Source organism: Pseudoalteromonas sp. M8 (assembly GCF_018141365.1).
GTDB lineage: Bacteria > Pseudomonadota > Gammaproteobacteria > Enterobacterales > Alteromonadaceae > Pseudoalteromonas.
Genome location: NZ_CP047240.1, coordinates 885203 through 909669 on the forward strand (window position 1 = coordinate 885203; position 24467 = coordinate 909669).

General features: G+C 45.1%; 3 protein-coding genes (1 of these 3 cut by a window edge). All 3 read left to right on the plus strand.

Features of this window, described 5'->3' with window-relative positions:
* Tightly spaced (each overlapping or abutting the next), the 3 genes in view from GSF13_RS08920 to GSF13_RS08930 form a layout consistent with a single transcriptional unit that may run on beyond the window.
* Nucleotides 1–2917, plus strand: partial view of a non-ribosomal peptide synthetase gene (locus GSF13_RS08920; RefSeq protein WP_211867960.1) — the 3' portion only. The gene continues 12968 nt to the left of window position 1, outside the view; 2917 of the gene's 15885 nt are visible here — the last part of the coding sequence; the start codon falls outside the window, past its left edge; the stop codon is at nt 2915–2917.
* Nucleotides 2917–13197 carry a non-ribosomal peptide synthetase gene (locus GSF13_RS08925; RefSeq protein WP_211867961.1) on the plus strand — a complete coding sequence of 3427 codons (10281 nt, stop codon included), beginning with the start codon at nt 2917–2919 and terminating at the stop codon, nt 13195–13197. The genes GSF13_RS08920 and GSF13_RS08925 overlap by 1 nt, the downstream gene beginning before the upstream one ends.
* Complete coding sequence (locus GSF13_RS08930; protein ID WP_211867963.1) at nt 13197–24275, plus strand: non-ribosomal peptide synthetase; 11079 nt, start codon at nt 13197–13199, stop codon at nt 24273–24275. The genes GSF13_RS08925 and GSF13_RS08930 overlap by 1 nt, the downstream gene beginning before the upstream one ends.
* The last annotated feature ends 192 nt before the right edge of the window (nt 24276–24467 follow it).

Sequence of the window (24467 nt, forward strand, 5' to 3'; positions counted from 1 at the left end):
ACTACAAGCAGAAGAAGGACAGCGAGGTTTTGACCTAACAGCAGGGCAACTATTTAGAGCGAGTTTGGTCAGGCAAAGTGCAACGGAAGCGGTGCTGATGATCAGTCTTCATCACATCATCGCAGATGGTTGGTCGGTAGAGATATTGCATCGAGAGTTTGCGGCACTTTATCAAGGGTTGCAAAGAGGGGAGGCTGCGGTACTTCCTCCTTTAGCTATTCAGTATAGTGATTATGCTGATTGGCAGCTGGCAAGTCAGCAGCAACAAAAGCTCAAGTCACAGCTAGACTACTGGGTTACTGAGTTAGCCGAGCGTGGTGAAGATTTAAAACTGCCTAGCGACACCGGGACAATAGAAAAACTTAGGGGTAGTACCAGCAAAGTCAGTTTTTCTTTATTGCCTTCTTTTAGCTCTGAATTAGAACTGATAGCAAAAGATCAAAAGATAACACTCAATATGCTGTTAAGTTCAGCATGGGCTATTTTGCTAGCTAAGCTTACCGGCAGCTCGTCATTACAGATAGGACTTCCTGTTGCTGGGAGACAGCATGCGGCTTGCTTTGATCTAATTGGACTGTTCGTCAATACCGTTGTCTTGAAAGTTGAATTACAGTCGGAGATGACTATTATCGAGTTGTTTTCTCATGTGAGTGAGAAAAGCACTTCTGCTTTTGCCAATCAAGATGCTCCGTTGGAGCAAATAATTGAGCGTTTGAACCCGCCAAGAAGTTCATATCAGCATCCTGTATTCCAAACATTGTTAGCACTTCACAATAAGTATGAGGCTGCGCAGATACCAGCTCTCGAAATGAATGAACTGATACGGACGAATGGTCATTCAGAATTTGATTTAGTGCTAACTGCAGAGCAAACAGAACATGGCTTAGATTGCCATATAGAGTTTCTAAATGAGCTTTACCACTCTAGTGATGTTGCCAAATGGAGCGAGTATTTCTTAAAGATCTTAAAGGCTTTTGTAACGCAACCTTATGCAACCATTGCCGAGTTATCACTTATGTCTAATGATGATAAGAGGCGTTTACTCGGTCGGCCTCAAAGCGTATTGCAAGCTACTCCAACTTTGTTGATGCCTCAGCGGTTATCGAATAATGCTGTTCGGTTCCCCGATAATATTGCCATAGTAGATAATGGCAAGGAGTATACTTATGCTTGGTTAGAATCCCACTCAAATCAGCTCGCAAATTATCTCTTACAAGAGGGAATTACAACAGAAGATCGAGTAGCAATCTGCCTGCCAAGATCGGCAATGTTTATGGTCGCTATTTTCGCGGTTATGAAAGCCGGTGCGACATATGTGCCGCTGGATAGAGCGCAGCCAAAAGCTAGGTCTCTTTATGTTTTGGCCGATAGTAAACCAAAGCTTTTGTTATTACCTGAGGGTGATGACCATGAGAGTTACAAACAAGCAGAATCCGATTATGTGATACAGAATTTAAGTGAAGATCACGCAATATTCCAAGATCATGAACCGAATGCGCCCCAAATCTGCATCGCCCCACAGCAACTGGTGTACCTAATATATACATCAGGATCCACCGGTAACCCTAAAGGCGTGATGGTGGAGCACCAAAATTTAGCTGCTTTTGTCGAAGGCTTTATAGACCGCTACCGACTCGACTCGACTAAACGCATACTGCAATTTAGTGCTGTAAATTTTGATATGTCCATTGAGGAGATATTTGGCAGCTTAATGACAGGTGGGACGTTGGTACTACGAGACGATACCTGGCTATCGAGTACGGCAACATTTTGGGCGCTTTGTGAACAGCAACGTATCAATCTAATCACTTTGCCAACGGCATTTTTCCATCAACTTATGCAGGCGCCTACTATGTCATTACCTAATATGCTGGAAACAGTCATTATTGGTGGTGAAGGGTTACAGGCTGGCTGTGTTGAGCGCTGGTTTGCACATCAAGGGAAGCTTCCAAAGTTAGTTAACTCTTATGGTCCAACTGAAACCACCGTCACTGTTTCGCACTTAGAGATAAAGCCTGATGGCTATTATGGTGAAATTTTGGCTATTGGCAAAGCGGATGCGAATAACCGTATTTATATACTCGATAATCAGCAACAACTACAGCTTCCTGGTGTAAAAGGAGAGATTTATATTGGTGGAAATCAAGTCAGCCGAGGCTATTGGAACAAAGATGAGTTAACGGCAAAGGTATTTTTTGCAGATTTGCTGGAGCAAGATCTTGGTTCAAGAATGTATCGCACTGGAGATATTGCTCGATATCGTAATGACGGAAACATTGAGTTTTTAGGTCGCAGAGACGCTCAAGTCAAATATAAAGGTTACCGTGTTGAGTTGCCTGAAGTGGAGCAAAACTTAGCTCAGCATGAGCGGTTGGATAGCGCGGTAGTGCTGCTTAATACCACTAAACAGCATCAGCACCTTGACGCTTGGTTGGTTAGTCACAGTTGCCAAGATCATAGTGACCTTATCAGTGATGTGAAGGGGTGGCTCAAGCATAGGTTGCCTCATTATATGCAGCCTAGTCGGTGGGCTGTGCTCAACGTATTGCCGTTAACAAATAATGGCAAAATTGACAAAGCTAATTTACCCACCCCCATTGCGCATAGTGATAGTCGCTATATGGCGCCGAGCAATGAACTAGAAGAGAAGCTTGTGGATATATTGCAACTGACTTTGGGGTTACAAACTTCCCCAGGAGTGCATGATAGCTTCTTCGAGCTTGGAGGTAGTTCTATTTCACTGGTCGCGTTTAAAAATGCGATAGAAAACGGTTTCGGTGTACAGCTGGAACTGCTGTTTTTATTCACGTATCCAACCGTAGCTGAGATTGCATTAGCTGTTGAACTGGCTAACAAAAACACTAGCGCAAGTACCGAGGCTGAGCTTGCGGAAGATATGGAATCTGGAGAATTTTAATGGTTCAAAAAATAATAAAAAAAGCGCTAGCTGCAGGGATCGAACTTTATCTTGAAGAGCAAAAGCTAAAATTTACGGCGCCAAAAGGAGCGTTGACCTCTGAGCTAAAGAATGAAATTTCTGCACACAAAGACGATATTATCCAGTATCTACAACATAGTATCCAACGTCCTAAAGTTAGTGCTATCACTCCTCGTCCTGACAGTAAGTATCTACCTTTGTCTTTGGCGCAGGCGAGATTGTGGTTTATACACCAGCTTGGTGGTGGCGAGAGTAGCGAATATAATATTTTTGCAGCATTCGAGTTAGAAGGTGAGTTGCGAGTTGATAAGGTTAGTCAGGCTTTGGCTGAAATAATCAACCGTCACGAAGTGCTCCGGTGTGGTTACGTTGAGCAGCAAAATCAAACGCTGCAGTTTTTACATCAAGACTTTGAGATACCTCTGTTTCAAGAAGACTATAGCCTGCTTTCTGCCGCAGAATATGAGACTAAACTACAACAGCTGATAACTAAAGAGTCACGTTACTCATTCGACTTGAGTGCTGAATTAGTATTGCGGGTAACGCTTGTTAAACGTCATGCCAAACAGCATTGCTTACTTTTCGCTGTTCACCATATTGCAGCAGACGGCTGGTCAGTGGAAGTGCTGTCATCAGAATTTGTAACCAGTTATCACCAGTTAGCGACTGGCCAGTCAGTGCAGTTAACTGCTTTACCAATACAGTATGCTGACTATGCCTATTGGCAAAAGCAACATTTAGATCAGCCAGTACTTGAACAGAAATTAGAGTTTTGGCATGACTATTTAGCCGAAGCTCCAGAGGTACATAGCCTACCACTCGATAGACCACGCCCTAAACAGCAAAATTTTACATCTAAACAAATGCAAGTTCCTTTGAGCAAGAAACTGAGCGAGCAGTTAGTCAAGCTGGCAAAAAGCCACAATGTGACGCTCTTTACCTTATTGCAGTCTGCATTTGCTTTTGTTTTAGGCCGATTTAGTGGTAGTGATGATATTGTGATGGCGACACCTGTGGCGGGAAGAGAACGAGAGGAAGTTCAGTCCTTGATCGGCTGCTTTCTCAATACAATAGTGCTGCGTTCGGAGATCCCTGAAGATGGTGATTTTTGGCAATTTTTAGCTAAAAATAAAAGCCGAGTACAGCAGGCTTTTGGTCATCAAGAGGTACCTTTTGACCAAGTCGTAGAGGCTGTGCAGCCTTCCCGCAATTTAGCCTACAACCCTTTAGCCCAAATCAAGTTTGTACTACAAAATTATCAACAATCTCAATTTGAATTGACGGACTTGATTGTTCGCGCTTTACCGTTGCGAGAGGGAGCTGTGCGTTATGACTTGGACCTTAGCATATTTGAAGAGCAAGGAAGCCTAATCCTTGACTGGAATTATAAAAGTGAATTATTCGACCAAGTGACAGTGGAGCGGTTATCAACAGCTATGGTGCAATTGCTAACTGCGTTGCCTGAACACCAATCTAATCAATCATTACCTTCGTTGTTGAGTGAAGAAACAAGACAATCGCTCCTATCAATGGGAACAGGTGAGCAGCAAGTTACTGATACAGAACTTCCCATTGTACAGCAGATATTAATTCAGGCTCAGAGTGCACCGGAACGAATCGCAGCTCGAGCAGGTGATACGACACTAAGTTATGGCGAATTAATTGCCAAAGCGAAAAGTTTAGCTGGCTGTTTATCAGAACAAGAAATAGGTCATGGTGATCATGTTGCGCTATTACTGCCTAAAAGTGTGGAGCTATTAGTCGCCCTTATCGGAGTACAGCTGGCGGGAGCCGTATATATCCCATTAGATAAATCGAGTGGTAAGACAAGGTTGGAATATGTATTAAAAGATGTTGATGCCGAACTATTGATAACCCAAAGTGCACTTCTCGAAACAGTATCTAGCGAAGGGTATGATGTAATGTTGATGGATGACTGCTTAACGCCAGACTGGCTAAGTGAGTTTACACCATCTTCGCTACCGCCAACTCAGTTAAGTGATAGTGCTTATCTAATTTATACATCAGGCTCTACAGGTCAACCCAAGGGAGTTGAAATTACTCATTTGGGATTACAGCAGTATTGCGCCTTTGCCAGTGATTTTTATTACCAAGACCATCTCGTGGGCTCTCTACTCGTTACTGAGCCGGCATTTGACATCAGTGTACCTAGTCTTTACTTACCCTTATTACATGGGGGATGTGTGACATTATTGCCACAAGATGATGTGATTTTTGCTTTGCTGAACGAATTACAGCAACTTGAGCTTGAAGGGGTATTATTGCGATTAACTCCTAGCCATTGTCAGGCCTTACTCGATGCGCTCAAGGGCCAAGTGATCACTGCCCCTTGTGTATTGGTGATAGGTGGTGAGGCCCTATCGCAAAGAGTAGCTTTAGCATTAGGTGATACGTTTCCTAACAGTTTGTTATATAACCATTACGGTCCAACAGAGACTGTCGTGGGTTGCTGCATACATGCATTCAATGATTTACCATTGTTAGGAAACGGCACTGTACCGATAGGTCTGCCAATGACCAATACTCAGTTGCTGGTATTAAACGAACAACAGCAACTTCAAGTGCCCGGAGGCATCGGCGAATTGTGGATTGCAGGTACCGGTGTGGCGAAGGGATATTGGCAACGGCCAGAGTTAACCTCTAGGTGTTTTGTTGTAGATGTTTTAAAGAGCGGCTCGTCCGAACGTTACTACAAAACAGGGGATTTAGTTCGCTGGAATAGTCAAGGGCGGTTGGAGTTTATTGGTCGTAATGATCAACAAGTTAAAATTCGTGGGCATCGAGTTGAACTTGGCGAGATTGAAACGCTTTTGGAGGGCTGTGATGGTGTTCAACGATTAATCGCACACGTTAATAGAAGCCAAGAAAATGAGTATCTTGTGTGTTATTTCGTGCCTCAACATGAAGATGTTGAGACCGTGCGCAACCAGCTAGAAGGCCTTGCCGCTGCTAGGCTACCTGTGTACATGAGACCACATTGCTATATTGCGCTTGATGACTTTCCGCTAAATCGTAATGGCAAAGTTAACCGACGGGCATTACCTGATCCCAAAACGTTGCAACAAACTTCACGACTTGCTCCGGAGAGCTTGGTTGAGATGCAGTTGCTGGATATTTGCACGCAGCTGTTATCACGAACAGATATTGCGCCTAACAGTGACTTTTTTGCAATGGGGGGGCATTCACTGTTAGCGGTTAGGTTGATCAACCATGTGAGTACACAGCTGGGTAAGAAACTACAGTTAAAAGATATTTTTAATCACCCTATTATTCGTGACTTGGCTAAGTTTATACAGAAAAGTGAAGATCTAGCGCTTGAACCAATTAAGCGACTGGAGACGGATATGGTTAAACCGCTTTCTGTAGCGCAGCAGCGGTTGTGGTTACTGTCGCAGATTGAAAGCAACCAGGCTCAGTATAATATGCCATTTGCGTTGGATATCTGCGGCCAGTTTGATGTCGATATTGCTGAGTATGCCTTGACTCAGTTACTAGAGCGTCATCAGGCATTACTTATGAATTTTGTCACAATAGATGCTCAACCACAGCTACAGTTAACGCAAGAAGCTTTTCAACTAGTATTACTAGATGTGACTGGAAAGTCTATCGCTGAGCAGCAGTGTCAACTTGAGACTGTGCGATTAGAAAATGCAACCATACCATTCGATCTAAGTCGAGATTGTCTGTTGCGCGGGACTTATGTCAAGCGAGGTGAGCAGCACGGCACGTTACTCCTCACTACACATCACATCGCGACAGATGCTTGGTCGATGAATATTCTATTACGCGACTTTATTACTATTTATAAACAAAAGCTGGGTGTTGATACTGAAGCGCTTCCTGTGATCGATATTCAATACAGTGATTATGCCGCGTGGCACCATGAACAACTTGCGTCGAATGAGCATAAAGCGCACTTAGATTATTGGCTTACACAGCTGGCAAATATTGATGCTGTCCATCAGTTACCCATTTATCAAGCGAGAAGTAATCAGCAAACGTTTGCTGGAAACAATCTGCAATGGCTATTGAATCAGAAGCAGTTGAATGGTTTAAAGCAACTTGCGGGCAAACACAATGCGACGCTTTTTATGGTATTGCATGGTTTATTGAGTCTGTTAATTTGCCGTCACACTCAGCATTCGCAAGTGGTTATTGGAACTCCGGTTGCAAATCGTAGTCACCCGCAGTTGGATAACGTTGTGGGCTTTTTTATAAATAACCTAGTGTTAAAAGTGGAGTGCTCTCTTAAGCAGAGTTTTGGGACGTTCTTAGAACAAGTAAAGCAAGTTAACCTAGAGGCATTGTCCCGCCAAGCTACGCCATTTGAACAATTGGTCGAAATGCTAGCTCCTGAACGCAGTTTGAATTATTCCCCGTTGTTTCAAATCATGTTGATTCTGGACAATACGGCGAACGAAGCGTTACCTCTTGGCGATTTGCCGTTTTCCATGACACCACAGTTACATTCAGAATCGGTAGCTAAGTATGAATTGACTTGGCATGCACGTGAACAATCAGAGGGTCTGCAGCTTACAGTCGAATACCGTACTGAGTTGTTTCATCAGCAATATATCGAGCAGATGATGGCGCAATTTGCACAATTGGTTGATGGCGTCATCGATTCTGAACAACAAGCTTGTTATCACTACAACTTGTTACCAGAATCTCAACGTGACTATTTGTTGCAACAGCTAAATTGTACCTCGCAAGCGTTTGATAGTGAGGGGTTACTGCAACATGCCATCGAATACCAAAGTGTTACGCAGCCCGATAAAGTAGCTGTCTGTTTTAACAATGAAAACTTAACGTTTGCAGAGTTAAATGCGCAATCTGAATGTGTTGCTAAACAGTTGTATCAAAGAGGGATCCGGCCTGGAGATTTAGTTGGGATTTGTCAACCGCGCTCTTTATCTATGCTGATTAATATGTTGGCTATTTTAAAAGTTGGTGGTGCTTATTTGCCTTTAGATCCCAGCTACCCACCACAGCGGCTGAATTATATTGTTCAAGATAGCGAATTAAAGCACTTAATTTTGACGCAATCGTTACAACCATTATTCAGTAACAATGTATCAGCTGCACTTCACTTGGTTGAATACCTAGACTTACAGGCGTCGACAAACCCCGTTTCTTATACTAATCAACTCACCTCAGATAGCTTGGCATATGTGATCTATACGAGTGGCTCCACGGGCAAGCCAAAGGGCGTCAAAGTGAGCCACAGAAACGTACTTAACTTTTTTACCGCGATGAGCACATCGCTACCAAGCAACTCGTCAGATATAACCTGGTTAGCTAGCACGAGTATTAGCTTTGATATTTCTGTGCTCGAGCTATTCTGGAGCTTAGCCTCTGGAGCTAAGGTAATCATCCAGCCAGAGCGACCACAGAGTATCGCAAGTGAAAAGCTCGCACAGGTGCATTTATGCAAATCAGATATGGCATTACTCGATGCAAAAGAGTTATCTGTTGCGAAGTTTTCAAGCTATGTTGGTGATCGAGTTTCTTGCTTACATTCTGATACTGAAAATCTCGGCTTAAACTGTCGCGCCACGGAGCAAGAATATGAGCAGGCGGCGCGAAGCGGAGCTGGACTTTCGGTGCTATATCAAGGAAGCGAGCTTTCAGAACTAGCAACAAAAGTTGCGGCATTTAACACTATTCAGCAAGCGGCTAGCAGCAGAGTACTCTATCTGCCCGTTAGCGAATGCAATGAACAAACGGGAGCGCTTTGCACGCTTGAAGATAGTGATATGGCTCTGGCGCAGTTAGCTCTCTTTGGCAAGATGGGCTTTAATGCAGTTGTAGTTATTTACACGTCTCAACAACATGCCTCCATCACACCGCAGCAGTTATCTTGTGTAGCAACAATTCAAGAACGCTTTATACAGCACGATTGTCAAACGAATATGTTGGCACAACGTTTTGAGAACGATTGGGATCCTGCTCAGTTAATCGTTCAACACCAAGTTTCACACTTTCAAGCGACGCCTAGCTATATACGTGAATTACTACACAGTGACTCGGGTCGAGATGCATTACAGCAGCTGGAATTGCTACTGGTTGGTGGAGAGGCTCTGAGTGATGACCTTGCTCAGCAACTTTGTGCGCTTCTGCCTGAGCGAGTGTTTAATATGTACGGGCCAACGGAATGTACGGTGTGGTCTTGTGCGGCTAAAGTGAAACCACAAGCTGTCACGATAGGTGCCCCTGTCGCGAACACTCAAGTTTACGTTGTGGATGAATTTCAACAGCTAATGCCACATGGTGCTGTGGGTGAACTATTAATTGCTGGTGAAGGAGTGACACCAGGCTATTTAAATCGTCCGGAGCTAACGCAGCAACGATTTGTGGAAGTGTCCTTTTTAACGACACCTATTAGGGCATACAAAACCGGCGATTTGGTTCGTTGGCAGGACACGGGTGAGCTCATCTATGTTGGCCGTAACGACGATCAGGTCAAAATAAAAGGACATCGTATTGAACTTGGAGAAGTTGAACGACTAATTCGCGAGTTCGCGGATTGTCAGCAAGTGGCGGTGGTTAAACAATGTCGCAGTCAAACCGAATTATTGGTCGCATTTGTTGTGTGTTCATCCACATGCAAAGATAAACAGCAGAGCGTATCACAGTGGCGCCATATACTCGCTATGCGTGCCCCAAGTTATCTTATCCCTGACCGTATAGAGTGTGTCTCTGCTTTACCTCTAACTCCAAATGGCAAAGTGGATAAGTCAGCGCTAGCTAACTTGAATGTGGTTGCAGATATTGATTTTGTACCAGCTGAGTCGGAGAGTGAACACAGTGTGATGGAGAGTTGGCAACAAATACTCGGGCTTAACTCTGATATTTCAGTTCATGACAGCTTTTTTAATATTGGTGGTCACTCATTATTAAGTTTACGGTTAGTAAATGAATTAAACGCTAAATTCAATTCCACTTTGTCGCTTCGAGATATTTTTGAACATAATACTATCGCGGCGTTGAGTCGGTTGATTGATGAAAAGCAAACAAGTCAGCAGCACGTTATTCCGAGACGTAAAAAATCACAACAGTCATTGCCATTATCATTACAACAGCGCCGTTTATGGTTTATCGATCAGCTTCACGATGGTAAAAGTACGCACTACAACATGCATTTGCTTTTCCAAGTTGGCAAACAGTTTAACCTTGCGCTGGCTACTCAAGTTATGAATGAGTTGATAGAGCGTCACCAAGCATTACGCACGATTTACCGTACTCAGGAAGAAGAAATAACGCAAGTCGTGGTCTCACGACCTAAGTTTACTATTACCGAGCTAAATGAACAGCAGCTATGCGCCCAAAGCGCAGTCGACGAGCGACTAAAAGCATTAGCGCAACTTCCCTTCGAACTTGCTACATCCATTCCGATCAGAGCAACTTATGTTACGACAGGGCTAAGTTGTTACTTGCTAATTTGTGTCCACCATATTGCGACAGATGCTTGGTCTATGGAGGTGCTTGCTCAAGAGTTTTATTCGCTGTATCAGGCTTATCAGCAGGGGAAAGCGCATCAACTAGTTGCACCCACAGTCGATTACGCTGACTATGCATTATGGCAGCACAGTGAAGCTCAGCAGCAGCGGTTAGCGCGACAAAATCAATATTGGTTAGAGCAGCTAAGTGATATGCCCATGCTAAGTTCATTGCCACTGAATAAGCCCCGTGGGAAGTTTGCTGCACATAAAAGCCAAACCATGACTATAGATGTCGAGGGTGAATTATTCGAATTAATGAAAAAAGCAACATCAGCGACTAATACGACAGCATTTATGTACTTACATGCTGTTTTGAGCATCGTACTATGCCGCTATAACAACAGTGATGATTATGCTATTGCAACGCCAGTGGCTAATCGACCGCACAAAGATTTTGACAGCGTGGTTGGTTTATTTGTTAACACCTTGGTGCTGCGTACTCATTATCAATCTGAGTGCTGCTTTAGTGATTACCTACAACAAGTAAAAAGTACTGATGTTGCCGCCTTAGACAATCAAGAGACGCCCTTTGAGTGGCTAGTTGAGCAGCTTACGACACAGCGCACTACGAGTTATAACCCCTTGGTGCAGGTTCTGTTTACGTATCAAAAGGCGCTAGTCTCAGATGAAAGCACCTTTACCGAACACCTTAAGCCCATCGAGTTTAGTGATCAGCAAAGTAAGTTTGAATTTTCATTGCGTGTTATAGAGCACGAGCGAAAGCTGTTATTGCAGTTTGATTATGATACGAGTCTATTTGAAGCGGTAGCGATACAAAACGTTGTGAATAGCGTAAAGCACGTACTGGCTCAAACGCTGACCAACCCTGAAGTCGCACTTGGGCAATTACAGTTAACTACGAAACAAAGTGAGCGTTCGCAGCAGTGTGGTGTTGTTAACCTTAAAGGTCGCGATACATCTTTATTAGCATTATTTTATCAGCAAGTAGCTGCTCACCCTAAGGCTATCGCTACGCGCTATAATGAGCAGGAGTTCAGTTATGAAGTGTTGGCCCAAAAAGTAGAGCAGCTGGCCAACTACTTGCGTCAACAACAAGTCGGGGAAAGTAGCCGAATTGGCTTATACCTTGATCGTGGTCCTGAAATATTGGTCGCAATTCTCGCTGCTTTGAAAATTAATGCTTGTTTTGTTCCGATTGATTTGTCAAACCGAGGGGAGCGTCTCAATAGCATAGTTAACGATGCAAAGCTTGATATGGCACTCATTTCACAAGCCTATTGGGCGCGCTGGCAAAGTCAACCATGCCAGGTGACGGATCTAACACTTAGCGATTGGTTGTTTCACGAGTATAGTAGTCTGCCAAGCAGTTTAGTTTACCAAGCTCAAACCCCCGCTTATGTTATTTATACATCAGGTTCGACAGGTAAACCTAAAGGGGTTGAGGTTTCGCACCGGGCATTGCTCGATTACTGCCAGTTTGCTCTGCAGAATTATTATGACGTTGAGTTAGTAGGCTCGTTCTTGGTGACGTCTTACGGCTTTGATATTAGTTTGCCTGCATTACTTCTACCATTATTATGCGGTGGGACGGTCGACCTAAGTGGTCACCATGATGAGGTTTTAACCGAGCTTGCCAAGCGACTTGCGCGACCAAGTACTCAGCCTTTGTTGTTGCGATTAACACCTATGCATGCCAGAGCGTTAATGTTCATTATGGGTGATGAGGTATGTCAAAGTCAGCATGTCTTTGTGATTGGCGGTGAGTTGTTTCCGGTATCGCTTTTCGCCCAATTAACTCATACCTTTCCAAATGCCACCATATACAATCATTATGGACCAAGCGAAGCCGTTGTGGGTTGTTGTATCGCGCGGCTAAATGATTTTGAGCTAGGACAGGCTGATTCGCTCCCTATTGGCTACGCTATGGAAAATACCCAGCTATATGTATTAGACAAAGCAATGCAGATAGTACCAACTGGTGTTGTAGGTGAATTGCACATTGGAGGGCGCTGTCTCGCGAATGGCTATCTTAACCAACCGGAGTTGACTTCTCAGCGTTTTGTTCACAACCCATTTCAGCCTGGAGAGCGATTATACCGTACCGGTGATCTTGTTCGGCAACAGTATGACGGCAGCTTATACTATGTGGGTCGCATTGATGATCAAGTGAAATTACATGGTTTTCGTATCGAATTGGGAGAAGTAAACCAGCAGTTGCTTATGCTACCTCAGGTTAAGGCAGGTGTTACCGTAATGGCAGGAGAGGAAGAGCATAGGCGCTTAGTCTCATATGTTGTGCTTAACCAGTCCAATATAGACCCAGATATCACTTTGTCACAGATATTGCTGACGCTACAACAAAACCTTCCTAGTTACCTTTGCCCTGCGCAATTGATTGACTTGCCTGAGCTACCATTGAGTGCAAACGGTAAAATTAATGTCAAAGCGCTACCTGAGGCACCCATGCAGGACTCAAAAGAGTTTGTTGCGGCCAATACCGATCTTGAATTGCAATTGGTAGCTATCTGGCAACAGGTACTTCGACTTGAGCAACCACCGAGTATAGATTGTAACTTTTTCGCAGCTGGAGGTAACTCTCTGCTTGTCATGTCATTAAGCGCTGCTCTACAGAAGCAGTTTGCGTGCGTAACACAAATGAACCAATTATTTCAATATCAGACTATCCGCCAACAAGCAGAGTTGATTGAGCAACTATTCGCATTACAAGCAGTCGATGCAGAGAATGACGAATTTGAAGATGAGGGAGTATTATAATGGTGCTAGAAATTCTAAAGAAAGCGCGCCTACAAGGTGTCACATTATTTCTCGACGAGCAGGGACAGCTGCGTTTTAAAAAGAAGTCAGGCAAGTTAAGTGCTGAGTTAAAAGCTGAATTAACAGCAAACAAACAAGAATTAATAGCGCTACTCCGTGCCCAACAAGAGAAATTGGTTGCTATTACCAGTATAGATCGCAGTGGTGCGATCCCAGCGTCATTTTCACAACAACGGCTGTGGTTAATCGATAAGCTAGAAGGCAGTCAACATTATAATGTTGCAGCAGCACTGGCCTGTGATGGGGTACTGGATATTGCAGCCATAGAAGCCAGTCTAACCCAAATAGTTGCCCGCCACGAGGCGTTAAGAACCTGTTTCGAAGCCCACGATGGAGTGTGTATGCAGCGGGTAATGCCAGCCCGAGCGGTGACGGTAGAAGTGGTGAATTTGGTTGATTGTGGTGAAGATGAAGTGCAGCGGCAAGTGGATGATGCGGCACGAGAAGTTTTTGACCTAAGCCAAGATTTAATGTTGCGTACAAAAATCATCAAACAGTCTCAAACACGGCATATTTTGTTGTTCACGTTGCATCACATCGCATCGGATGGTTGGTCAATGCAGCTATTAATAAAAGAGTTTAATGCATTTTACCAAGCTGCGATAACAGGCGGGGAAGCGGATGTGCCTGAATTACCGGTCCAATATGGAGATTACGCGTACTGGCAACAGCAACAGTTAACGGAGCAAAACAAAGCACAGTTGTTAAGGTATTGGCAGGCTAGGTTGTCGGGCATGCCGAGCTTACACGGATTGCCATTAGATAAGCCGCGACCAGCCAAGCAAGAATTTACCTCTGGATATGTGCGTAGTCGGATAGGCAAAGAGACATTGGCAGGGTTACAAGCGCTAACGCAAAGCGCAGGTGTCACGTTATTTATGGTACTGCAAGGTGCTTTTGCGGTGTTATTGAGCCGCTTAAGCGGTGAGTCGGACATCGTCTTAGGCGTACCGACAGCGGGGCGTAGTGAGAGTGAATTGTCGCCATTAATAGGGTTTTTTATCAATACCTTGGTGAGTCGAACACAGGTTGATTTAGCGCAGCCATTTACGGCGTTATTGGCGCAGATAAAGGCAGATACGCTGGCAGATTATCAGCATCAAGGGCTCCCTTTTGAGTTGTTGGTAGAGGCATTAAACCCAGATAGAAGCTTAGCATATAACCCCTTGTGTCAGGTTAAGTTGGTGCTACAGAACCATCGCAGCAGTGACGATGAAGGGTTGAGTTTGGGAGAGGCGAGGCTGAAACCACTCCAACAAAGTCAAGAGCAGGTACGGTTTGATTTGGATTTGACTTGCTCGGAGGGAGAAGGCGAGTTGCTATGCCATTGGCGGTATCAACAGAGCTTGTTTACAGAAGCGACGATAGCGGCGTATGCCCGTAGCTTTGAGTATCTATTGGAGAGTATCGCGAAGGGAGCCCAAGGTAGCTGCAAAAGTTTAGCCTTGTATGACGATGAAATGCGTCAAAGCTTGATAGAAGAGAGCGTAGGTGCGGCCTGTGATTATCGGCGGGGAGAAAGTGTAGTAGAGCAGTTTGCGAGACAAGCCCAGCAGACGCCGGAGAGAATAGCGGTACGGGATGAATCACACGCACTGAGCTATGGAGAGCTGTACAGTCGCGTGAATCAGTTGGCACATTACCTTCAAGAGCAGGATATAGGGGTAGGAGAGCGAGTTGCGTTGGTGATGACGCGAGATGTCACGCTCTTGGTGGCGATGCTAGGGGTGATGGCGACGGGTGCGAGCTATATCCCATTGAGCCCGGATAATCAGACGGCACGTTTAGCAGATATATTTAACGATGCGGATGTGACTCAGGTCTTGGTATCGACATGTTTATTAGAAATTTTACCGGTTTCAGGGGTAGATGTGTTAATGCTGGATGAGGATGAGTGGGGCTTATCGGGTTATGACAGCCATCCGGTGGGAGTGACACATACCTTAGCGGATAGCGCCTATGTGATTTATACGTCAGGGTCGACGGGTAAGCCAAAGGGGGTGGAGGTAAGTCACAGAGGATTAATAGATTACTGTGGCTATGGTCTAAAAGCGTACTATCAAGAGCAGTTGACAGGAAGCTATGTGTTGACGTCGCATGCATTTGATATAGGCGTTCCGAGTTTATATTTGCCTCTTTTGGTGGGAGGGTGCGTGAACTTAGCGCCTTGGGGAGAGGAGTTGGAGGGATTAGTCGAGCGGTTACGAGGGAGCTCAGAGGCGAGTTTATATCGTTTGACGCCGATGCATTGTGAGGCATTACTTGAATTGCTGGATGGGGATAAGGTCAGCGGAGCGCATGTTCTGGTGATAGGAGGGGAGACGCTAACGGAGGGGCTGGCTGCGCGGTTGCAAGATACCTTTAGTGAAAGTCAACTTTATAACCACTATGGTCCGACGGAAACGGTGGTAGGTTGTAGCTTATATGATGCAAGCGCGCATTTAAGGGCAGGGGATTCAACGCGAGAAGAGATACCGATAGGGTATGCGATGGCGAACACAGGGTTGTATGTCGTTGATGCAGGGGGTGAGCTGCAAGCGAAAGGAGGCGTAGGAGAGCTTTATGTTGGAGGGCCTTGCGTAGCGAAAGGATATGTTGGAGATCCGGACAGGACGGCGGCGTCATTTGTGTATGTTCCTTGGTTGGCGGATACGAGGTTGTATAGAACAGGAGACAGGGTACGGCGCTTGGAGTCGGGAGCGTTGGTATTTTTGGGAAGGAAGGATGAGCAAGTCAAGCTGCGGGGATATCGTATAGAGCTTGGAGAGATAAGGAGTGTTTTGGCACAGCAAGCAGTGGTGAAACAGGCGGCGGTGTTGGTGCAAGGAGAGGGTGCGGATGCGACGTTGGTGGGCTATGTTGTTGCAGAGGGAGAGGTAGTAGATGAAGGTATTTTTATAGCGGAGTTAGAGCGTGCGTTATCGGCGCGTTTAGCCAGTTATATGTGTCCGAGTCGTTGGTGTTTGCTAGATGCTTTGCCGTTGACGGCGAATGGTAAGTTGGATAGGGGTGCGCTACCGAGCGAGATTGGGGAGATAGGGCAGGAATATGAAGCGGCGGAGAATAGTGTAGAGCGAGCGCTGGTAGAGATATGGGCAGAGGTACTGCGACAACCACTAGAGGAGTTAAGTGTAACGGGTGACTTCTTTAGGTTAGGGGGAAATTCTCTGTTAGCGGTGAAGCTTAGTGCGTTAATTAAGCGGCATTTCGACATTGAAGTAACTTTGGGTGATTTATTCTCACATCCCAATATTCGTCAGTTTGGTATGTGGTTGCAAAGCCACCAGGAAATTCAAGCAAAACACACATATGAGAAGATTAAGGCACAAGATAATTTAGACAGTGCTCCACTGACTTTTGCACAACAGCGTTTGTGGTTTATCGATGCTTTGCAAGGTGGCACATATGCCTACAATATCACTCGGGCTTTAACGTTAAGTGGTGAAGTTGATATTTCAGCATTGCAACGTGTTTTCGTTGCTTTGATTGAGCGCCATGCAATTTTCAGAACTACATATCAAGCACATGCCAATGAGCAAGCGCTGCAAATCATTCACGCGGCACACACAGTCAATTTTAACATCGAACAGGTAGATTTGACGCATTTAGAGAGTGAAGAACAAGAGACGGAAATCACTCAGAGGCTTGAAGAGCAGCAGAAGTACACATTTAACCTTGCAGATGATGTAATGCTTAAAGTGAGTCTACTGCTATGCCAAGTCGATAAGAGCATTTTAATAATTAATATGCCGCATATCGCCACTGACGGTTGGTCGATGGATATTTTGACCCGCGAATGTTGGGCACTCTATGAAGCTTTTACTCAAGGCCAACAAAACCCACTTACAGCTTTACCCCTACAATATGCGGACTACGCTCTTTGGCAAAGTAAACAGCTAACGCCTGATACTCTAGATACGCATTGGCAGTATTGGCAGCAACAGTTAGCTGCAATGCCACAAGTCCATAGCTTACCGTTAGACTTTAAACGTCCAGCGGATAAGAACTACGTGGGAGAGCAAGTGTCAAGTCGACTCAGCAGTGAAGTAGCGAGTAAGCTTTGTCGCTTGGCAAAGCATTATGCCTTGACGCCGTTTATGCTGTCTCATGCCTTGTGTGCCTTAGTTTTATCGCGTCACAGTGGTAGCCATGACATCGTGATGGGTATGCCGATTGCCAACCGACTACAAGGCGAGTTGAATGGGGTTGTTGGTCTGTTCGTGAACACTTTAGTATTAAGAGTAAATACCAATTACAACGATCTGAGCGATTATTTTAAGCATGTGAAGAAAGTGCACCTTGAAGCCCAGCAGCATCAGGATATGCCGTTTGAAAAGTTAGTTGATAAACTAGCAAGTGAACGTTCTGCTTCACATACTCCGTTATTTCAAATTTTACTAGCAACGCAAAACGACTTTTCATCGAAGCCTGTACCGCAAAATCAAGCTCTCATTGTTGAGCGACGGGAGCAAAAAGTTAAAGTAGCTAAGTTCGATTTAGATATTAATATTTGTATCAATAAAGATGAAGTGACAATCAACTGGACCTATGACACTGCAATATTTTCTCACCAGCATATCACTACTCTAGACCGACATCTGTGTAACTTACTGAGTACGTTAGCCGCTCATCATGAAGATCAAGATATTGCCATTAAGCAATTAAATATACTAGATGCTCAAGAGTTTACTCGATTACTCACTAGGGCGGCAGGTAATACAAATTACCCTGCTGCAAATTGCGGTTTACATGAATTGTTCGAACGACAGGTTGAACGACAGCCAGAAGCGTTAGCTATTACGTCATCAGGAAGAAGTTTAAGTTATGCACAATTAAATGCGCGAGCAAATGCAATGGCTTGGTATTTAATCGAACAATATCAGCTTACGCCAGAACAAACAGTCGCTATTTGTTTACCACGTTCTGAACTACTGCTTGTGAGTGTTCTTGCGGTATTAAAAGCAGGAGGTGCTTACCTGACTATTGATCCAAGTTACCCCGATGGCAGGGTGTCTTACATCCTTAATGATTCTGAAGCATCGTTATTACTCACCAGTAGTGAATTTGAAAAAAGACTTGTGGAACTCAGAGGTACTTTTAGCTGTGTTATGGCTGACACCTCGCTGACAAACTATAGCCAAGACAATCCACCAAGCCCTATTTTAAATAGTGATGTGGCAAGTGCATATATAGTGTATACGTCTGGCACCAGTGGCAAACCTAAAGGGGTTAAAATAGCACATAAAGGAGCTGTCAACTTTGCGGCATACTTAGGGAGACAATTCCAAGTAGATAACAGTAGTAAAGTGTTGCAACTAGCTTCTACTAGCTTTGATGCCTTTACCCTAGAATGGATGTGGGGGTTGACGAACGGAGGATCGCTATGTATCTGTAGCGAAGCTGATAAATATCATCCTCAGCAAATGGCAGATTACTTGGTTGATCAAGGTATCACTCATGCACTCATAACCCCAGCATACTTACAGCATCTACCTTGTCATCAAAACTACCATTTTCGCGCTTTATTGGTGGGTGGTGAAGCCTGTAGTACCGCACTGGCGCAGCAGTGGTCAAAGCACTATCCAATGTATAACGCTTACGGTCCCTCAGAGGCCACTATTTGTGCCACTGTAGCTAAGCTCCATCCCGATACGTCTGTAACAATAGGCACTGCTATTGATAATGTTACAACTTATATTCTTGATGATCAGCAGCAACTGCTGCCTGAGGGGGCGGTTGGAGAGTTATATATTGGTGGAGTAGGTGTGGCACAAGGTTATATCAAGCGTCCAGAGCTAGATGCTGAACGTTTTGTGAGTAACCCATTTGTAACGAATGAGCATGAGAAATTATACCGTACAGGCGATCTTGTACGACAATCTGATACTGGCCAATTAGTTTACTTAGGCCGGATCGATGAACAGGTAAAAATTCGTGGCTATCGTATTGAGTTGGCTGAAATTGAGCAATTGTTGAATGAATCTTTCGGTGTTAAGCAAGCCGCAGTATTGTGTTGGGGGGAAGGAAGTCAAAAATACCTGATTGCTTACGTGATGCTATCTGGTGAGATGTCTGAGGATAGCGCTACTCGTATTTTGAGCGAAGCGCTCGCCGAACAATTACCAGAATATATGGTGCCGAGCCAGTTTGTGGTGTTGGAGCAATTTCCACTTACAGTCAATGGTAAGGTTGATAAACGCGCTTTGCCACAACCAGAATTGACGACAGCGCATTACCGAGGACCACAAAATAAAACAGAAGCGCAATTGCAGCAATTATGGTCGAGTTTATTAAAGATACCGCAAGCGTCACTGAGCTGTGAGGCAAACTTCTTTGCCCTAGGTGGCGACTCAATATTATCAATTCAGCTAGTCTCACGGGCAGCGGAGCAAGGCCTGTATTTTAGTGTTAAAGACCTGTTTCGTCATCAACACATCGTGGCATTAGCGCGGTGTGTAAAGCAGAGCAAAGGATACACGATAGCACAAGAGGCGGTGATAGGAGAGATGCCATTGCTGCCTATTCAGCAGGCATTTTTCAAAAACGAAACGGCGTTAGCCCACTTTAACCAGTCGGTTCTATTAAGTACCCCAGAGGATTTTGACACCCAATGCCTGATACCGATGTTGCAAGCTTTGGTCACGAGACATGACGCATTGAGGCTCAGTTTTGATAAATCACAGGGGCAGTGGCGAGGTTGGTATCAAGCCTTGGAAGCATTGGCGCTATCAAACTGCATAGAGCAGCATGAGTGGGATGGAGAGGCAGAGAGTTTAACGGCTATTGCAGAGCGAGCGCAGCGCAGCTTATCACCGATAGATGGTGAGTTATTACGATTGGTCTATTTGGCGAACAAAGCGGGTACAGGACGCTTGCTGTTGGTGATACATCACTTAGTTGTGGATGGGGTTTCTTGGCGTATTTTGCTGTCAGACATAGCACAGCTCTATCAACAATACCAAGCGGGAGAAGCATTGCAGCTTGGTGATAAGACACATAGTTATCAACAGTGGGGAAGACACTTACAGCGCTATAGCGAGAGTGAAGGGCTTCAGCAGCAACGCTCATATTGGCGGGAACTAGAGGCAGATAATAGTTGGCAACAGCATTATGGTCATGAGCAGGTACAAGCAGGTGTACGGCGACAATTACAAATCCAATTGAGTGAGGATGAGACACAGGCTTTGCTCACGATGGTGCCACAGAGTTATCGAACTCAGGTGAATGAAGTACTCTTGGCGGCTTTGTGGTTAGCTCATCAACGTTGTAGTGGTGCTCAAACGCTATCGGTGACACTAGAAGGGCATGGGCGTGAGGGAGTTACGGGGGTAATAGATTTAAGTCAAACCGTAGGCTGGTTTACCAGTATGTATCCATTGCAGCTAAGCGTACAAGCGGCGGAGGATGTCGGTGGTATTTTGATGGCGGTAAAAGAGCAATACCGTCAGGTTCCGGATACGGGAATAGGCTATGGCGTATTAAAGTACCTTTGTGGTGATAGTGAGCTTGCGGATAAGACGATGCCGGCTTTGCAGTTTAATTACCTAGGACAGTTTGACCAAACGGTAAAACAGACGGGCGCCTTTAACATAGCAGAGGAAAATAGAGGGCAACATATAAGTGCAGCTCGGATAGCACAAGAAGAGCTGGTGTTAAATGGGAAAGTGGTATTTGGCAGTTTAGGTTTTACGCTGAATTATGACACAGGGTGTTATTGCGAGGGAGCGCTATCGACGTTGATGAAGGCTTATGAGCAGGCCTTAAGAGACGTTATTACGCATTGTAAGGCGGTGGGCGTTGGGCCTTATACACCGAGTGATTTTCCATTGGCGAGGGTGACTACGGAAGAGTTAGAACGATGGGATATTGGGTCGGATATTGCAGATTTATATCCAGCGACGGGGATGCAACAGGGGCTGTTATTCCATGGTTTGTTGGAAGCAGGGAGTTATGTCACGCAGACTCGGATAAGCTTCAAGGATTTGGATGCAAGCGCATTTAAAGCTGCATGGTTAGCGGTAATAGAGCGGCACAATATTTTTAGAACGGCATTTGTAGGAATAGAGCAAGGGAATGCGCATCAAAGGGTGAGCGCACATGCGGTACTGCCTTGGAAGGAAGAAGATTTAAGGGAGATGTCACAGGCGCAGCAGCAACATTATTTAGACGATTATCAGCGTATGGATAAGCGCAAAGCCTTTGCGATAGATGCAGCACCACTGATGCGCTTTAGCTTATTTAATGTAGGAGATGAACATACGTTGCTCTGGAGTTACCACCATGCGCTACTGGATGGGTGGTGTATTCCGTTGGTATTTAAGGAGATAAAGCAATGTTATGAAGCGCTGTGTGCGGGTATACCGTTAGCAAGTGGAGCGCCAGAATACAGCTATAGAGATTATGCTCAGTGGCTGAGTGAGCAAGACAAGGAGGAGACGGTAGCGTTTTGGCGAGACACGTTAGCGCCGCTGAGTAGCCATACTCAGTTGCCAGCGGAGCAAGGAGAGGTGGGAGCAGGAGAGGGCGAGTATCGCATTGAGTTTAGTGTATCAGAGACGGCGGCGTTACAACGGTTGGCGGCGGAAGCGAGAACGACGTTAAATATAGTCGTACAAACGGCATGGGGGGTGTTGTTGCAGCGCTATGGCAACCAAGGTGCGGTGGTGTTTGGTTCAGTGACGTCAGGGCGGCCGGCAAGTCTTGCGGGTGTCGAGTCGATATTAGGTTTGTTTATCAATACAGTACCGGTGGTTGTAGAGAGCGGTGCAGAAGAGACGGTGCTTGGGCTATTGCAGGCGCAGCACGAACAGCAAGTGGCACGAGAAGGGCATAGCTACTATCCGTTGTATGAAATACAAAAACAGTCGCCGTTGGGAGAGCCTCTGTTTAATAGCGTATTTGTATTTGAGAACTATCCGGTTGATGCGCAGTTAAGTGAAGCGGATGAGCAGTCGGGGTTAGAGGTTACGACAGCGGAGACAACGGAAGGGACGAACTACGACTTAACGGTAGTGGCGCATGTATCGGAAGGGTTGAGTATTCGCTTAGAAGGCGGGGCGGGGCACTATAATTCGGCGAGTTTGGCACGTTTAGGCGGACATTATAAGCGTTTGCTATTGGGGTTGACGAAGGCCTTGAAGGTTGCGGAGGTTGAGCTTTTAAGTGAGCGAGAGCGGTCTTATTTGCTCACGGAGTTGAATAGTACAGCTCAGGATGTTGAGGTGCCGAGCTGTTTATTGCATGAGTTGTTTGAGCGTCAAGCAAAGAGCCAACCGGATGCGGTGGCGGTGGAAACAGCCAGTGAAAGTATTAGCTATGGTCAGCTCAACCAACGTGCGGAAGCTGTCAGCCAGCATTTGTGCGCAAATTCAATATACCAAGTTGGGGATACCGTAGGCGTATATGTTGGGCGTTCGACAGATATGATGGTGGCAATACTGGCCATTTTAAAAGCGGGAGGTACGTACTTACCTTTAGAGCCCAGCTACCCAATTTCTCGAACTGAGTACATGTTGCAAGATTCGGAGGCGACTTGTGTACTTACCGACTCACCCCTTGAGTCTGATCTTAAGCATTTAGCCTTGGAACGTATTTGTGTTGCAAATGCTGTACAGACAGTCGTGGGAGAGGGTTGTAGTCAAAGTAGAGGAAAGTTAAGCGATACAGCTTATATTATCTATACCTCAGGTACGACAGGCAATCCAAAAGGAGTGGCTATTGCGCATCAAAGTGTGACTGAACTTGCGGTAGCCTTGAAAAAACGCTTACCTACAGGTCGAAATGCTCGTGTATTGCAGTTTTCAACCCCCTGTTTTGACGCTTCTGTTTTGGAGTGGGTGTGGGCATTGACGCAGGGCGCAAGTCTTCACATTTGTGGCGAGCAGGAAAGAGCAAACCCAGATCTTATGGCACGCTATCTCGTGCAGCAGAAAATTACGCATACATTACTAACTCCATCTTATCTTGCTCATCTACCATTTCGAGAGGATTATAACTTTGCAGCCTTGGCTGTAGGTGGAGAGGCTTGTGATGAGGAGCTAGGCTGGCGTTGGGCATGTCATTATCCAGTTTTTAATCTCTACGGCCCAACCGAAATCACCGTGTGCGCCAGTATTGCTGAAATTTATGAGAACGAACAGATCACTATTGGGCGGGCAATGCCAAATACTGAGCTATATATCTTGGATCAATCACAGCAGCTTTGCCCTTTTGGTGTTGCAGGAGAGTTGTACATTGGTGGTAATGGTGTAGCCAAAGGTTACATCAATAGAGCAGAGCTTACTGCTGAAAGGTTTGTAACATTGCCTAACTTAGCCCCTTGTAAACGTCTTTACCGGACTGGAGATTTAGTGCGTTACCTTGAAAGTGGTGAGCTTGAATATTTAGGCCGAGCTGACGAACAAATAAAAATTCGAGGATATCGCATTGAGCCTAGAGAGGTTGAACGTCAATTAGCGCTATTAGAGCAAGTTAACAAAGCGGTGATCAAGATAGATAAAGATGGTCAAGGTCACAATCGAATGCTTGCTTATATAGAGCCGATAACAACGGTGGGCCCTGATTTTGTTAGCCACATTAAGTCGCAATTACGCACTAACTTACCTGCTTTTATGGTGCCAGCAGCCATCATTACAGTTGAGCAATGGCCGTTACTTCCAAGCGGTAAAGTTAATAAGGCAGCTCTGAGCTATGAAATTGATAACGTGGAATCTGCGGTTAAAGCTCCCCGTGATGAGATTGAGCAAGCGCTAGCTGGTATTTGGCAACGTCTTTTGAGTATTCCCTACGAACAAATTAGTGTTGATGCTCACTTTATGGAGCTTGGAGGGCATTCATTACTTCTGATCCAATTACTGGCTGAAATCAACGATTATTGGTCACTAGAATTAAGCTTAGCAGAGCTGATCGCTCATCCAGAGATCGCTACATTAGCTGAGAAAGTACGGCAACTTCTGACGATACGAGACCTTAACAGACAAGCCAGTTTAGCCACTGTGATAGAGGAAGGGACGTTGTAATTCGTCCCTCTTTCCCTAATGCAATGGGTTAAAGTTTGCCCAAATAATGATATTGTGTTAAATATTGGTTGTTTTAAATTAACATGTTAGTATCTAAGTGTTATTAAAGTTAATATTTTGTCCGGATTCCCCTTGTTGACAGAGTAGCCGCCAAAATAAGTGTGAAAACAGCTCATGTAGTGGAGGTTGTCT

What these genes read in the sequence shown, in the direction of transcription:
- GSF13_RS08925 (WP_211867961.1), top strand. Translation starts at nt 2,917, where the DNA reads ATGGTTCAAAAAATAATAAAAAAAGCGCTAGCTGCAGGGATCGAACTT.
- GSF13_RS08930 (WP_211867963.1), top strand. Translation starts at nt 13,197, where the DNA reads ATGGTGCTAGAAATTCTAAAGAAAGCGCGCCTACAAGGTGTCACATTA.